The sequence below is a fragment of the Rathayibacter sp. VKM Ac-2804 genome (genome assembly GCF_009866655.1).
Lineage (GTDB): Bacteria > Actinomycetota > Actinomycetes > Actinomycetales > Microbacteriaceae > Rathayibacter.
In genome coordinates, this window is sequence record NZ_CP047420.1 from 2,778,926 (window position 1) to 2,793,310 (window position 14,385).

Below are 14,385 nucleotides of genomic sequence, written 5' to 3' on the forward strand. Positions count from 1 at the left end.
AGTTCTTCAATTAGCATGGTGTTCACACGGGCCGTCTCGCGCGGCCCTCCCGAACCGATTGGAGAAGCCGCGATGACGCCGCCCACTCCCCCCGCCGCCACCTGCGACGCCCCGGCACGCCCCGGCCGCCGCCGCGACCCGAACCGCGACGGCGAGATCCTCACCGCCGCCCTCGACGTGCTCGCCGAGACCGGCTACGACGGCATGACGATCGACATGGTCGCCGCCCGCGCGAAGGCCGGCAAGGCCACGCTCTACCGCCGCTGGGAGTCGAAGGCCGAGCTCGTCCTCGAGGCCGTCGCCTGCCTGAAGGGCGCCGACCTCGACCAGGACGCGCTCCCCGACACCGGCACCCTGCGCGGCGACCTGGTCGCCCTGATCCGCCCGCGTGCGATCGAGGACGCCGAGCGCAAGCTCCGGATCATGTCCGGCGTCGTCGCGATGATCTCCAAGGCCCCGGAGCTCGCCGACGCCGTCCGCCAGGCCATCGTGGAGCCGCGCGCCCGCGCCAACCGCACGCTCCTGCGCCGCGCCATCGACCGCGGCGAGATCCCCGCCGACGTCGACGTCGACATGCTCGCCGTCCTGACCCCCTCGATGGTCTCCTACCGCGTGCTCCTGATGCGCGAGCCGGTCGACCGCGACTATTTGATCTCCCTGGTCGACAACGTGCTCCTCCCCGCGGTCGGCCTGCGCGCCGGAGTCCCCGCCGCCTGACCGCCCACGCCAGGCCTCGACCATGCTGATCGAGTAGCCCGCCCAGCGGTCGTCTCGAGATCCACCTCTGCCAGAAGCCGAGTCTGCAGACCCACCCGGCTGACGACGGCGGGTCTCGATACGCCCCTCCGGGCTACTCGACCATCATGTCTGGGCACTCTCGCATCCGCTCCTCGTCGCCGAGCCGCGAAGCGGCCTCCCCGCTCGGTCCGCCCGCGAGCCACTCGCCCCAGTGGAGTCCGGGTCGAGTGGACTCGAGACGGGGTCCGGCAGAGATACAGGGCACGGTGCGGGCCCACTCGGGAACGCCGACGGTTCCGAATGGACGCGAACCAGGGGCTACCCAGCGCTCGAAGCCCAGTGCGAGTCCGTTCGAGGATCAACCCCGATCGCGACACGACGAGCGAAGGCCCGCCTCCGATGGTCAGGAGACGGGCCTTCCAACTTCTTGACGAACTACTCGCAGGCGACGAGGTCTCCGTCGCGGTCGAGACCAGCGACGTCTCCGTAGTACGGGTAGTAGGTGTTGAACCACGCCTGTGCTGCTGCCTGCGACGAGAAGTCGTCGCAGTTGACGGCATTGCCCGGATTACCGGGCTGGCTCGGTCCGGGCGCGGGCGCCGGTCCCGGCTGAGGCGCCGGCGCGGGCGCCGGCTGGTTGCTCTGCCAGAGCGCGCGCCCGTCGGTCGAGTAGATGACCAGGTTGCCGTCGTTCTGCATGACCATGCGCGCACCGCCGTTGCCCGAGGTGCCCGACTGCCAGACGGCACGGCTCCCCGAATAGATGACGGCGTTGCCGTCGCCCTGCATGACGAGGCGGTTGCCCGCTCCGCTCGTTCCGGCGCTCCAGCGGGGGCCGCCGTTGCTGTAGACGACGAAGTTGCCGTCGCCCTGCATGATCGCCTCGCTGCTGCCGTTCGACGAGCGGAGGAGACGACCCGAGCCGAGCTCGTTGCCCGAGTTCAGCGTGTCGCTGATCACGGGTGCGGGCGGCGCCGGCGGCGTGTAGCTCGACCACACGGCGCGGTTGCCCGAGTAGATCACCAGGTTGCCGTCGTTCTGCATGACCATGCGCGCTCCCGGGTTGCCCGAGGTGCCCGACTGCCAGCGGACAGCACCGCCGGCCGAGTAGACGACCGCGTTGCCGTCGGTCTGCATCGCGAGGCGGTTGCCGCTGCCGGAGGTCCCGGTGGAGAAGCGGACCTCGCCGCCGCGGTAGACGACGAAGTTGCCGTCGCCCTGCATGGCGGCGCGCGAGCCTCCGTCGCTCGAGACGAGCTGCTGGCCGGAGCGAATCTCGCCGCCGCCGTTCAGCACGTCGCGGATCACGGGTGCCGGGGGCGCGGGCGGGGTGTAGCTCGACCACAGGGCACGGCCCGAGGCGGCGTAGATGACGAGGTTGCCGTCGTTCTGGATGACCATGCGCGCACCCGGGTTGCCCCCGGTGCCCGACTGCCAGCGCACGGCGCCGCCGGCGGAGTAGACGACCGCGTTGCCGTCGCCCTGCATCGCGAGGCGGTTGCCTGCGCCCGAGGTGCCGGCGCTCCAGCGCGCGGAGCCGTTGCTGTAGACGACGAAGTTGCCGTCGCCCTGCATGACCGCCCGCGAGCGCGAGTCGGTCGAGGTGATCTGCTGGTCCGCACGCAGCTCGGCGCCACCGCGGAGGGTGTCGCCGACGACGGCGGGCGGAGCGGCCTGGTAGGAGGTCGCCCAGGCGGGGGTGCCGTTGGTGCGGTAGACGACGAGGTTGCCGTCGTTCTGCATCACCAGGAACGCGCCGGGGTTGCCACCGGTGGCCGACTGCCAGAGCGCGCGGTTCGCCGTCGTGTAGACGACGAGGTTGCCGTCGGCCTGCATCGTGATGCGGTTGCCGGTGCCGGACGTGCCGGTGCTGAAGGTCGAGCGGCCCGCGGCGTCGTAGACGACCGCGTTGCCGTCGGTCTGCATCACGAAGCGGAACTGGCCGTTGCGCGAGACGATCCGCTGCCCGGCGGTGAGCGTCGAGTCGGAGGCGAGCCGGTCGGTCGCCGCGGCCGGGGGCTGCGTCGGAGTGGGGGTCGGCGTCGGCGTCCGCGTCGGGCGCGGGGTCGAGGTCGAGGTCGGGGTGGCGGTGGGCGTGGCCGTGGGAGTGACGGTCGGAGTGGCCGTCGGAGTCGGCGTCGCGGTGGGCGTCGGCTCGGGCGTCGCAGTCGGCGTCGGGGTCGGCTCGGGAGTCGGCTCCTGCGTCGGCGTCGGCGTCGGCTCGGTCGTCGGGGTGGGCGTCGGAGTCGGAGTGTCCGTCGGGTCCACCGTGGCGTAGGAGAGCGCGGACGCGGTCGGAGCGAGCGCCGCGGCACCTCCCGCTGCGAGGAGGCACGCGAGCGTGAGTGCTGCGAGGCGGCGGGCGGGGGGCTGTGGCATGAAGCGCCTTTCACAGTGCGGATGCAGAGGAGGCCCGCGCATCATCGAGCGGGCCAGGCGGAGCCTCCCACGCGCTCTCCCCGCCCGTCCATCCTTTTGGGTAGAACTACCCAACAGATGTCGCGCGAGCATGCGCCCCTCCGGGAACGCCGAAGGCCCGCCTCCGAGGAGACGGGCCTTCCTCTCTACGGACCTAGTAGCGGTAGTCCTCGCACGCGATGCCGTCCTTATCGCGGTCGAGAACGGCCGGGTCGCCGAAGGCACGATAGCGGTCGAACCAGACCTGAGCGTCGGCCTGAGAACCGAAGCTGTCGCAGTTCACCGCGTCGCCCGGGTTGCCGATAGGCGCGGGCGCGGGCGCCGGCTGGTTGCTCTGCCAGGCCGCGCGGTCGTCGACGGAGTAGATGACGAGGTTGCCGTCGTTCTGGATGACCATCCGCGGACCGAAGGTGCCCGCGGTGCCCGACTGCCAGAGCGCACGGCCGGACGCGGAGTAGACCACCGCGTTGCCGTCGCCCTGCATCACGAGACGGTTGCCCGCGCCCGACGTGCCGGCACTCCAGCGCGCGCTGCCGTTGCTGTAGACGACGAAGTTGCCGTCGTCCTGCAGGACTGCCTCACTGCGGCCGTCGGTCGAGCGGATGCTGCGGCCCTGGGTGAGCTCGCTACCGGCGAACAGGGTGTCGCTGGTCAGCACCGGCGGCGTGTAGCTCGACCACAGCGCGCGGTCGCCGGAGTAGATCACCAGGTTGCCGTCGTTCTGCATCACCAGTCGCGCGCCGGGGTTGCCGCCGGTACCCGACTGCCAGAGGGCCCGGCCCGACGCGGAGTAGACGACCGCGTTGCCGTCGGTCTGCATCGCGAGGCGGTTGCCCGCGCCCGAGGTGCCGGCCGAGAAGCTCACCTGGTCGCTTCGATAGACGACGAAGTTGCCGTCGCCCTGCATCGCGGCGCGCGAGCCGCCGTCGCTCGACACCAGCTCCTGACCGGCGCGGAGCTCGCCGCCGCCGCTCAGCACGTCCCGCACGACCGGCGCGGGGGGCGGGTTGCTCGACCACAGCGGACGGCCCGAGGCGGCGTAGATCACCAGATTGCCGTCGTTCTGCATCACCATGCGTGCCCCGGGGTTGCCCGCGGTACCCGACTGCCAGAGCGGAGCGCCGTAGTTCGCGTAGACGACCGCGTTGCCGTCGGACTGCATCACGAGGCGGTTCCCCGGCCCGGAGGTGGCGGCATTGAACCGCACCGCGCCGCCGCTGTAGACGACGAAGTTGCCGTCGGTCTGCATCGCCGCGCGGGAGCGGCCATCGGTCGAGACGAGCTCCTGACCGGCGCGCAGGTCGCTGCCGCTACTGAGGGTGTCGGCGACCGCGGGCGGCGCCTGGCCGTCGGACGAGGACCACGCGACGGAGTCGTCGGCCCGGAAGACGACGAGGTCGCCGTCGTCCTGCATGACCAGGAGCGCGCCCGGGTTTCCGCCAGTGCCCGTGCTCCAGACGGCCCGGCCGTCGGCGGCGTAGATCACGACGTTGCCGTCGGTCTGCATGTCGAGTCGGTCCCCGCGGCCCTGGGTCCCGGTGCTCCAGGTCGACCCCCTGTAGTCGTAGATCACGGCGTTGCCGTCGGTCTGCAGCACGAAGCGGTACTCGCCGCCCTCGGACGTGATGCTCTCGCCGCGCGCGAGGCTCTCGCCGCCGATGAGGGCGTTCGTGTACCGGACCGGCCCGCGCGCGACCGCGTCGTCGGAGGCGGACCCGGGGCGGAACGCCGTCGGGGCCTGAGTGGATGTCGGCTCGCTGCTGACGGTCGCGAGAGCGGAGGCGCCGGGCGCGATCGCGGCCGCACCTCCCGCGGCGAGCAGACAGGCGAGCGTGATCGCCGCGAGGCGGCGGGAAGGAGGCTGTGGCACGAGGAGCCTTTCGGAGTGCGGCGGTGCCCGCGCGTCGTCGAGCGGGTCAGTCGGACCCTCCCACGCCGCCGTGCGCCCGTCCATCCCCCCGTGCAGATCTATCCGACGATCGTCGCGCGAGCGTGCGCGTCACGAGCGGCCCCGCGAGTCTCCTAAAATCAGAGCCATGTCGAAGGTCTTGAACAGTCTGCCCGTGGGCGAGCGCGTCGGAATCGCATTCTCGGGAGGGCTCGACACATCGGTCGCGGTCGCCTGGATGCGCGAGAAGGGCGCGGTGCCCTGCACCTACACCGCCGACATCGGCCAGGCCGACGAGCCCGACATCGACAGCGTGCCCGCCCGCGCCGCGCAGTACGGCGCCGAGATCTCGCGCCTCGTCGACGCGAAGAGCGCCCTGGTCGAGGAGGGGCTCGTCGCGCTGCAGTGCGGCGCCTTCCACATCCGCTCCGGCGGCAAGACCTACTTCAACACCACTCCCCTGGGCCGCGCCGTCACCGGCACCCTGCTCGTCCGCGCGATGCGCGAGGACGGCGTCGACATCTGGGGCGACGGCTCCACCTACAAGGGCAACGACATCGAGCGGTTCTACCGCTACGGCCTGCTCGCCAACCCGCGCCTGCGCATCTACAAGCCCTGGCTCGACGTCCAGTTCGTCAACGAGCTCGGCGGCCGCACCGAGATGTCGGAGTGGCTGGTCGCCCGCGGCTTCCCCTACCGCGACGCCACCGAGAAGGCGTACAGCACCGACGCGAACATCTGGGGCGCCACCCACGAGGCCAAGCGCCTCGAGGAGCTCTCGAGCGGCATGGAGCTGGTCGAGCCGATCATGGGCGTCGCCGCCTGGCGCGAGGACGTCGAGATCGCCGCCGAGACGGTCAGCGTCCGCTTCGAGGCCGGCCGCCCGGTCGCGCTCAACGGCGTCGAGTACTCCGACCCGGTCGCCCTCGTCCTCGAGGCGAACGCGATCGGCGGACGCCACGGCCTGGGCAACTCCGACCAGATCGAGAACCGCATCATCGAGGCGAAGAGCCGCGGCATCTACGAGGCGCCCGGCATGGCCCTGCTGCACCTCACCTACGAGCGCCTGCTCAACGCGATCCACAACGAGGACACCATCGCGCAGTACCACTCGGAGGGCCGCCGCCTCGGCCGCCTGATGTACGAGGGCCGCTGGCTCGACCCGCAGTCGCTGATGCTGCGCGAGTCCATCCAGCGATGGGTCGGTTCCGCCGTCTCCGGCGAGGTCACCGTGCGCCTGCGCCGCGGCGACGACTACACGATCCTCGACACCACCGGCCCCGCGCTGAGCTACCACCCCGACAAGCTGTCGATGGAGCGCGTCGGCGACGCCGCCTTCGGCCCCGAGGACCGCATCGGCCAGCTGACCATGCGCAACCTCGACATCGCGGACTCCCGCTCGCGCCTCGAGCAGTACGCCGCCGCGGGCCTGGTCGGCGGCTCGACCGCCGAGCTGGTCGGCCACCTCGAGATCGGCGAGTCCGAGGCCATCACCGAGGGCAACGGCTCCGCCGCCGCCGACGCCCTCGGCCGCGCCACCGACCTCGCCTCCGAGGGCGCCGCCTTCGACGCCGGCACCGACTGACGCGCCACCCCTGAGGGCCGGCGGAGACTCCTCCGCCGGCCCTCCGTCGTGCGCGCCCTCCGCCGCACCACCTCCGGCACGCGGAACGCCCTCCGGCACGCCAAAACCCCCGGATTCCACGAGCCGGAGCACGAACAACGAGCCCAACACCCCGCGCTCCGACCTCCGGCCTCCGGCACGCGGAGATACCTCCGGCACTCCGGAACCGCCCGATTCGACGTGCCCGAAGCGGCTCCACGAGCCGAACGTCCACCCGGCCGACCGCGAGCACCGCCTCGAGCGCTGATCCCCGCCCACCGCCTACGCCCGCCGACCCCGCCACACCTCCGTGCAGACCGGCCGACGCCCGCCACCCTCCGTGCCGATCCGCCGACCCGCCGCGCCTCCATGCAGAGGGGTGGTCGCGGTGCCTCGTCGCGGCTCCTGGCTCGGGTCTGGCGGGCGCGCCGCAGGCGCGCGGGAAGGAGCCGCGACGAGGCACCGCGTCCACCCCGGCCGCGCCGAGCGCGACGTCGCGAAGCGACGAGCACGTCAGCAGTCGGCACCCGGGGTCGTCAGTCCCCCAGCACCAGCCCCAGCGCCGCCTCCGCCGTCGCCACCGACTGCCCCGGATCGACCCGCGCCAGCACCAGCGCCGTCACCAGCAGCGACACCAGCACCCCCGCCTGCCGCCCCCGCCACTGCGCCGACTCCCCCGGCCACCGCGCCGCCGCCCCTGCGAGCATCGCCCGCTGCAGCTCCGCCCGGTACTCCGCGATCACCTCGCGCACCGCGTCGTCGCGCGCGATCGGCGCCCCCGCCGCGTTGAGCAGGAGGCACCCGCTCTGCGCCGACACCGTCCGCGGATCGGCGAGCGCGTCCCGGAGCCCCGAGAAGTAGTCCTCGAGGGCCGTCGGAGAGACCTCGTCGCGGGTCAACGGCGCAAGCCGAGGCCGCACGATCTCGTCGAGGTAGCTCTGCACCGCCGCGTCGAAGAGCCCGCGCTTGCTGCCGAACGCGTGGTAGAGGCTGGAACGGCCGAGACCGGTCGCCGCCTCGAGCTCGGGCAGCGACGCCTCCTCGAAGCCGCGGTCCCAGAAGACGGTGCGCGCCGACCGGACCACCTGGTCGGTGTCGAAGCTCTGCGTGCGTCCCACGGCGACTCCCTTTGCTGACGACCCGGAACCGGCGGACTGTTGTGAACCGGTCGTTCCAGTATAGAGTGGGCCCGTTCGGTAGTGAACCGAGCGATACACAATTAGGAGGCCCCGCCGTGATCGTCATCGGACTCGTTCTCGCCGTCCTCGCGGCGCTGCTGCACGTCTACATCTTCGTGCTGGAGTCGCTGCTCTGGACGACCCCGCGCGCCCGCTCCACCTTCGGCACCACCGCCGGCGAGGCCGAGTCGACGAAGGAGCTCGCGTTCAATCAGGGCTTCTACAACCTGTTCCTCGCGATCGTCACGATCATCGGCGTGATCGTCCTCGCCTCTGGAGCGACCGCCGTCGGCGCCGCGCTCGTCTTCACCGGCACCGGATCGATGGTGGCCGCAGCGCTCGTGCTGCTGCTCTCGTCCCCCGGCAAGCGGCGCGCGGCGCTCACGCAGATGGCGCCCGGACTGCTCGCGGTCCTCGCGCTCGGCATCGGCCTCGCCGTCTCCTGATCCCCGCCCCCACGACCCCTCGGAAGGCTCCATGACCACCGTCACCAGTACCCAGATCCAGCTCGTCCGCCGCCCCGTCGGCTGGCCCGTCGCCGAGGACTTCCGCACCGCGCAGGTCGAGTACGACGAGCCCGCCGCCGGCGAGATCCGCGTCGAGAACGCCTTCCTCTCCGTCGACCCGTACATGCGCGGCCGGATGAACGACGTGAAGAGCTACACCCCGCCGTACGCGCTCGGCGAGACGATGAAAGGCGGCGCGATCGGCCGCGTCACCGTGTCGAGCGACCCCGACTTCCCCGTCGGCGCCGTCGTGCTGCACCAGCTCGGCTGGCGCGACATCGTGCAGGCCGAGACCTCGGCGTTCCGCGTCGTCCCCGAGATCCCCGGCGCCCCGCTGTCGCTGCGGCTCGGCGTCCTGGGCATGACGGGCCTCACCGCCTTCGTCGGCCTCACCACCATCGCGGGGCTGAAGGAGGGCGACACCGTCTTCGTCTCCGGCGCCGCGGGAGCCGTCGGCTCGGCCGCCGGCCAGATCGCGCGGCTGCTCGGCGCGAAGCGCGTCGTCGGCTCCGCAGGCTCGGCCGAGAAGGTCGCGCTGCTCACAGAGAAGTACGGCTACGACGCCGCGTTCGACTACCACGCCGGCCCCGTCCGCGAGCAGCTCGCCGCGGCGGCACCCGCGGGCATCGACGTGTACTTCGACAACGTCGGCGGCGACCACCTCGAGGCGGCGCTTGACGCCTTCAACGACGGCGGACGCGCGGCGCTCTGCGGCGCGATCGCGGGCTACAACAGCACCGAGAAGCCGGCCGGCCCGGACAACATGGCGAACATCATCACCCGTGCGCTGACGCTGCGCGGCTTCACGCTCGCGGCCTACCTCGACCACGCGCCGGAGTTCAACCGCCTGATGGGCGGCTGGTTCGCCGCCGGCGAGATCGCCTACGACGAGACCGTCGTCGACGGCATCGACCACGCGGTCGACGCCTTCCTCTCGATGATGCGCGGCGGCAACACCGGCAAGATGATCGTCCGCCTCTAGTGCGACGCCGAGGCGTCCCCGGACCGTCGAGACGTCCCGCTGCTGCGGGCTGTCTCGACCGTTCGGGGACGCCTCGCTCGGCCCATGCTGGTCGAGTAGCCGCGCAGCGAGACCCACCCACCGGACGACGCCGGATCTCGATACGCCCTCTCCGAGGGCTACTCGATCAGCATGAAGTGCGCGCGAACGCCGGTCAGCGCTTGACGGCGTCGATCTTCAGCATCTTCGCGATGACGGAGTCGAGCTCCGAGTCGTCGAAGATCTTCTTCCAGTCGTCCTTGATGAGCGCCTCGCGGCCGTAGCCCATGGCGATGTGGCACGCCTCGGAGAAGGGGTTGGAGCCGCGCAGGCCGTTGGTCAGCGCGATCCAGGTGTGGCCGTAGAGCATCGCGCGGGCGGCCTCGTAGGGCACGCCGACGCCGTTGACGGTCTCGTCGAGCGCCTCCTTGAGGAACTCGCCGACCATGCAGGCGATGGTCTCGACCAGGGTCGGCTCGAGCACGGCGAGCTGCTTGACGGTCACCCAGTGCACGGCGATGACGGGCGCGTAGATGGTCGAGATGACCTTCTCCGCGATCGCCCGCACGTCGTCGTCGGCGTCCTCGAGGGCCGCGACGACCTCCTGCGGTGCGGCGATGCCGCCGAACGTGTCGGCCCACTCCTCCGGCGTGGTGCGCTCGAGGAACACCGACGGGTGGCACGGGTGCGCCACGGCGTAGTGGATGTCCTCGCGCTTCGCGAGCAGCCCCGCGTAGGCGGCGGCCGGGTCGAGCGTGAGGATGATCGCGCCCGACTTCATCTGCGGGATCACGTCCTCCGACACCGCGCCGAGCACGACGTCCGGGACGGCGAGGATGACGACGTCGGCGTCCTTCACGGCGTCGGGGGTCGCGGTGATCTCGCGGCCGGCCTCGCGGGTGCGCTCCTGGCCGGCGGGCGAGGCCTCGCTGTAGAGGGCGTTGTAGTCCGACTTCTGCAGGTTGTTGGAGACCCGCATGCCCATCTTGCCGCCGGCGCCGATGACGGCGACGGTGAGGGCGGAGGCGGCGGTGCCCGGTGCGGTGGTGGCGGTGGTGTCGGTCATGAGTTCCTTCTCCTGAGCTGGTCGAGGGTAGTGCGGGTCCACTCGGCTTCGAGCCGGGTGGTGACGAGCGCCTGCTCCGCGGCGGGGACGGTGTCCTGCCAGGGGAGCCAGAACTCGATGATCTGGGTGATGCCGCGCTCCGCCGGCCGGAGCAGCACGAGCATGGCGTCGTAGTCGAGGCGGCCGTCGCCGAGCGCCGTGCCGGTGTAGACGAAGCCGACCCAGCCGGGATTGCGGCTGAAATCGAAGTCCTTCACGTGCCAGTTGGCGACGTACGGGGCGCAGCGGGCGGTGACGTCCTCCGGCAGCTCGAGGTTCGCGACGGTGTTCGCCGGGTCGAGGCAGATCCGGATCCGCGGGTGATCGAGCGTCGCGATCACGTCGACGAGGTCGGCCGTGCTCACCTGCTCGTAGGTCTCCAGGGCCAGCGTGACGCCGGCCTCCTCCAGCTCGGGCGCGATCTCGCGCAGGCGCCGCAGCGTCTCCTCGCGGTCCGGCCGGTCCTCCCCCGACGTCCACATGCTGCGCAGCAGCACGACGTCGAGCGCGCGCGCCAGGCGGAGCCAGCGGCGCAGGTGCGCGGGGTCGGTGCCGCGGGTGCCGAGCTCGAGCGCGACCCCCGCGGCGTCCGCGACCGCGCGCAGCGACGCGAGCTGCTCGTCCGAGTACTCCTCGAGAGCCGGCACGTCGCACAGCTGCAGCAGGTCCACGCCGAGCGCGGCGGTCTCGCGGACCATGTCCTCGACGCCGAGCGGCTTGGGGACGCGGTCGGAGGAGCGCCAGAAGAAGGCGTAGCTGCTCAGCCCGATCCGGCTCACGGGCGGACCCCCTCGGTGCCGCGGGCGAGGGCGAGCGCCTCGTCGAGGATCGCGCCGACCGCCTCGGGGTCGTGCGCGAAGCGGCCGAGGAACAGCCCGGGCACGCGGCCCTCGAGCGCGGTCAGGAGTCCGGGTCCGGCGCTGCCGCCGTAGATCACGCGACTGCCGGCGCGGCCGGGGAGCTCCGCGAGCGCCGCCTCGAGCGCGGTGACGACGCCGGCGATGAAGGCCGGCTCGGCGGGCTCGGGAGCGCCGATCGCCCAGACCGGCTCGTAGGCGGCGAGGATCGGGCCGTCTGCACCGGCCTCGTCCGCGTCGGCGAGGGCGGAGCCGATCTGCGCGAGCACGAGCTCGACGGCGTCCTCGACGGAGCCGTGCTCGGTCTCGCCGATGCAGAGCAGCGGGACGAGGTCGTTGCGGAACGCCGCCGCGACCTTCGCGCGCACGCGCTCGTCGTCGTCGCCGAAGAGCGCACGCCGCTCGGCATGCCCGATCTCGACCAGCCGGCAGCCGATCTCGCGCAGCTCCGCACCGCTCACCTCGCCGGTGAACGCTCCCGCGTCCTCCCAGAACAGGTCCTGGGCGCCGAGTGCGACGCCGGACTCCGCCGCGAGGGCGCCGACCGGCACCAGCGCGGGGAAGGTCGGCACGACGAACAGCTCGACGGCACCGGAGGCGGTCGCCTCGTGCGTCCGCGCGATCTCCGCGATGCGCTGCATCCACTCGAGCGTCCGCGCGTGGCCGAAGTACATCTTGAGGCTCACGCCGACGGTGAACGCCGGGGCGTCCCCGGCGGCGCGGCTCAGCACGAGCCGGCCGAGGCGGCGTCGTCCGCGACCGGGTTCCCGGCCTCGTACTCCTCGATCACGCGGACCTTCTCCGCGGAGGCGGAGGACGTGTCGAACTCGTAGCCGAGCCACTCCTTCGCGAGGCGGCGGGCCAGCTCGATGCCGACGACGCGCTGGCCCATGCAGAGCACCTGCGCGTCGTTGGAGAGGATCGAGCGCTCGACCGAGAACGAGTCGTGCGCGGTGACGGCGCGGATGCCGGCCACCTTGTTGGCGGCGATCGCGACGCCGAGCCCGGTGCCGCAGATCAGGATCGCGCGGTCGGCCTCGCCGCGGGCCACCATCTCGGCGGCCGCGATGGCGACGCTCGGGTAGGGCGTGTGCGACGAGGCGTCGACGCCGACGTCGACGACGGACGCGACGCGGGAGTCCTTCTCGAGGTCGGCCTTGACGATCTCCTTGTAGTCGAGACCGGCGTCGTCGGAGCCGACGACGAGGCGGAAGGGTGCGCTCATGGGTGTTCTCTCCTTGCTGGAAGCGGTCGTGGGGACGGAGTCGACGCTACGCGCCGGTGCCGACAGAGCCGGGGGCCGCGGCGAGCGGGGCGTCGTCCGAGCGCAGCACCGCGCCGATCGCGGTGACGATGAGCCCGAGCGAGTGCGCTCCCGCGTCGGGGGTGCCGAGGCTCTTCTCGGCGTGCGGCCGGGCGCGGCCCATCCTCGGCAGCAGCTGCGCGGTCGCGGCGGCGGCGGTCGTGCAGGCCTCGGCGGCGCGGGTCCAGGCCGCGGGCAGCTCCTCCCCCGCCGTGACGGCCTCGCCGAGGACATCGGCGAAGGGCACGAGCGAGTCGACCATCGTCTTGTCGCCCGGCGTCGCTCCGAAGCGGAGGATCGCCGCGCGGGCGCCGTCGACCCCCTCGACCACCGAGGCGGCCGTGGGCGCGGCGATGTCGCCGAGCGCCGAGCCGACCGCGGCGAGCGCGGCGCCCCAGAGCGCTCCGGAGGTGCCGCCGGCCCGGTCGGACCAGGCGTCACCCGCGTGGGCGAGCACGGTGCCCGCCCCGGCGCCGGCCTCGAGCGCGGCCCGGGCGGCGGCGACCGCTGCGTGCACACCGCGCTGCATGCCGATGCCGTGGTCGCCGTCGCCGGCGACCGCGTCGATCCGGCCGAGCTCGTCGGCGTTCTCGTCGATGGTGCTCCGCGTCGCGTCGAGGGCGGCGAGCACGGTGCGGGCGGCGTCGCGGGACTCCTCGCTCGCGTCGCCGATGACGACCGCGGCCGACTCCTGCTCGGTCACCGCGGCCTGCTCGGCCGCGCGGACGGAGCCCTTGCGGTAGGCGGGCGCCTCGGCCGGCGCGGCCCAGAGCCGCTCCAGCTCGTCGTCGACCCAGAAGAAGGTGAGCGAGACGCCGGCCATGTCGAAGCTCGTGACGAGCTCGCCGACCTCGGGCTCGAGGACCTCGAGGCCGCGCTCGCGCAGGCGACGCTCGACGCCGGCGTAGACGACGAACAGCTCCTCGTACTTCACCGAGCCGAGCCCGTTCAGCACGACGACCAGGCGCGAGCCCTCGGCCGCGTCGACGCCGTCGGGCAGCTCCTCGAGCAGCGACGAGACCAGCAGCTCGGCGAGACCGTCGGCCGTCGGCACGTCGTCCTCGCGGATGCCGGGCTCGCCGTGGATGCCCATGCCGACCGCCATCCGGCCCTCCGGCACGGTGAACAGCGGCTCGGACGCCCCGGGCAGCGAGCAGCCCGAGAACGCGACCCCGAAGGAGCGGGTGCGCTCGTTGGCGAGGCGCGCGATCCGCTCGACCTCGTCCAGAGAGGCACCCTCCTCCGCCGCGGCTCCGGCGACCTTGAAGACGGTCAGGTCGCCGGCGATCCCCCGGCGCTTGTGCTTCTCGGCGACGCTCGCGCTCGAGACGTCGTCCGTCACCGTGACGGTGCGGACGTCGATCCCCTCGTCGCGCAGGCGCCGCTCGGCCGCGTCGAAGTTCAGCACGTCGCCCGCGTAGTTGCCGTAGCTGAGCAGCACGCCGCCGCCGTGCTCGGCCGCCGCGGCGACCGAGTGCACCTGCTGCGCGGACGGCGAGGCGAAGAGATTGCCCATCGCCGCGCCGTGCGCGAGTCCCTGGCCGACGAGCCCGCCGAATGCCGGGTAGTGGCCGGAGCCGCCGCCCACCACGAGGGCGACCGAGCCGGGCGCGCTCACGGTCGAGCGCACCACGCCGCCCTGGACCCGCCGCACGAAGCGGCGGTTCGCGGCGACGAAGCCGTCGATCATCTCGTCGGCGAAGTCGGACGGGTCGTTGTAGAGCCGGGTCATCAGGGGTCCTGTTCGAGGAGGGGCGGCCAGCGTCGGGCGGTCAGCGGGTCGTGCGGG

Annotated in this window: 12 protein-coding genes; 4 read left to right on the forward strand and 8 right to left on the reverse strand. The window is 72.6% G+C overall.

The window, feature by feature from the left end; genetic code table 11:
• The first annotated feature begins 72 nt into the window (after positions 1-72).
• Complete coding sequence (locus GTU73_RS13060; RefSeq protein WP_160090127.1) at positions 73-717, forward strand: TetR/AcrR family transcriptional regulator; 645 nt, start codon at positions 73-75, stop codon at positions 715-717.
• A gap of 456 nt (positions 718-1,173) precedes the next feature.
• Here the strand turns inward: GTU73_RS13060 and GTU73_RS19355 are convergent, their stop codons facing one another.
• Together GTU73_RS19355 and GTU73_RS13070 are read right to left on the reverse strand one after the other, a co-directional pair.
• Entirely contained in the window at positions 1,174-3,117 is a 1,944-nt protein-coding gene (locus GTU73_RS19355) for an excalibur calcium-binding domain-containing protein (RefSeq protein ID WP_160090129.1), read from the reverse strand.
• 193 nt (positions 3,118-3,310) lie between these two features.
• Complete coding sequence (locus tag GTU73_RS13070; RefSeq protein ID WP_160090131.1) at positions 3,311-5,026, reverse strand: excalibur calcium-binding domain-containing protein; 1,716 nt, start codon at positions 5,024-5,026, stop codon at positions 3,311-3,313.
• Positions 5,027-5,192: 166 nt separating this feature from the next.
• Here GTU73_RS13070 and argG point away from each other — a divergent pair, with 166 nt between their 5' ends.
• Complete coding sequence (gene argG, locus GTU73_RS13075) at positions 5,193-6,629, forward strand: argininosuccinate synthase (protein ID WP_123446074.1); 1,437 nt, start codon at positions 5,193-5,195, stop codon at positions 6,627-6,629.
• 554 nt (positions 6,630-7,183) lie between these two features.
• On the opposite strand, the gene GTU73_RS13080 is transcribed toward argG, so the two are convergent.
• Positions 7,184-7,765 carry a TetR/AcrR family transcriptional regulator gene (locus GTU73_RS13080; RefSeq protein WP_160090133.1) on the reverse strand — a complete coding sequence of 194 codons (582 nt, stop codon included), beginning with the start codon at positions 7,763-7,765 and terminating at the stop codon, positions 7,184-7,186.
• Positions 7,766-7,881: 116 nt separating this feature from the next.
• Between GTU73_RS13080 and GTU73_RS13085 the strand changes: the two genes are divergently transcribed.
• Both GTU73_RS13085 and GTU73_RS13090 read left to right on the forward strand, forming a co-directional pair.
• Positions 7,882-8,271, forward strand: a complete 390-nt coding sequence (locus tag GTU73_RS13085) for a DUF1304 domain-containing protein (protein WP_160090135.1) — start codon at positions 7,882-7,884, stop codon at positions 8,269-8,271.
• A gap of 31 nt (positions 8,272-8,302) precedes the next feature.
• The gene (locus GTU73_RS13090) at positions 8,303-9,313 is read left to right on the forward strand and encodes an NADP-dependent oxidoreductase (protein ID WP_160090137.1); all 1,011 of its coding nucleotides are present in this window, start codon (positions 8,303-8,305) and stop codon (positions 9,311-9,313) included.
• A gap of 193 nt (positions 9,314-9,506) precedes the next feature.
• On the opposite strand, the gene GTU73_RS13095 is transcribed toward GTU73_RS13090, so the two are convergent.
• From GTU73_RS13095 to GTU73_RS13115, 5 genes are read right to left on the reverse strand one after another with little or no spacing between them, the layout of a single operon-like run.
• Positions 9,507-10,397, reverse strand: coding sequence for a phosphogluconate dehydrogenase C-terminal domain-containing protein (locus GTU73_RS13095; RefSeq protein WP_123735945.1), 891 nt, complete (start codon positions 10,395-10,397; stop codon positions 9,507-9,509).
• Complete coding sequence (locus GTU73_RS13100; RefSeq protein ID WP_160090139.1) at positions 10,394-11,215, reverse strand: sugar phosphate isomerase/epimerase family protein; 822 nt, start codon at positions 11,213-11,215, stop codon at positions 10,394-10,396. Before GTU73_RS13100 ends, GTU73_RS13095 begins: the two co-directional genes overlap by 4 nt.
• Entirely contained in the window at positions 11,212-11,979 is a 768-nt protein-coding gene (locus GTU73_RS13105) for a triose-phosphate isomerase family protein (protein WP_244231633.1), read from the reverse strand. Before GTU73_RS13105 ends, GTU73_RS13100 begins: the two co-directional genes overlap by 4 nt.
• A 38-nt stretch (positions 11,980-12,017) precedes the next feature.
• Positions 12,018-12,518, reverse strand: a complete 501-nt coding sequence (locus GTU73_RS13110; RefSeq protein ID WP_160090141.1) for a ribose-5-phosphate isomerase — start codon at positions 12,516-12,518, stop codon at positions 12,018-12,020.
• Positions 12,519-12,564: 46 nt separating this feature from the next.
• Positions 12,565-14,328 (reverse strand): dihydroxyacetone kinase family protein, encoded by a 1,764-nt coding sequence (locus GTU73_RS13115; RefSeq protein WP_160090143.1) that lies wholly within the window; start codon positions 14,326-14,328, stop codon positions 12,565-12,567.
• Positions 14,329-14,385 lie beyond the last annotated feature (57 nt).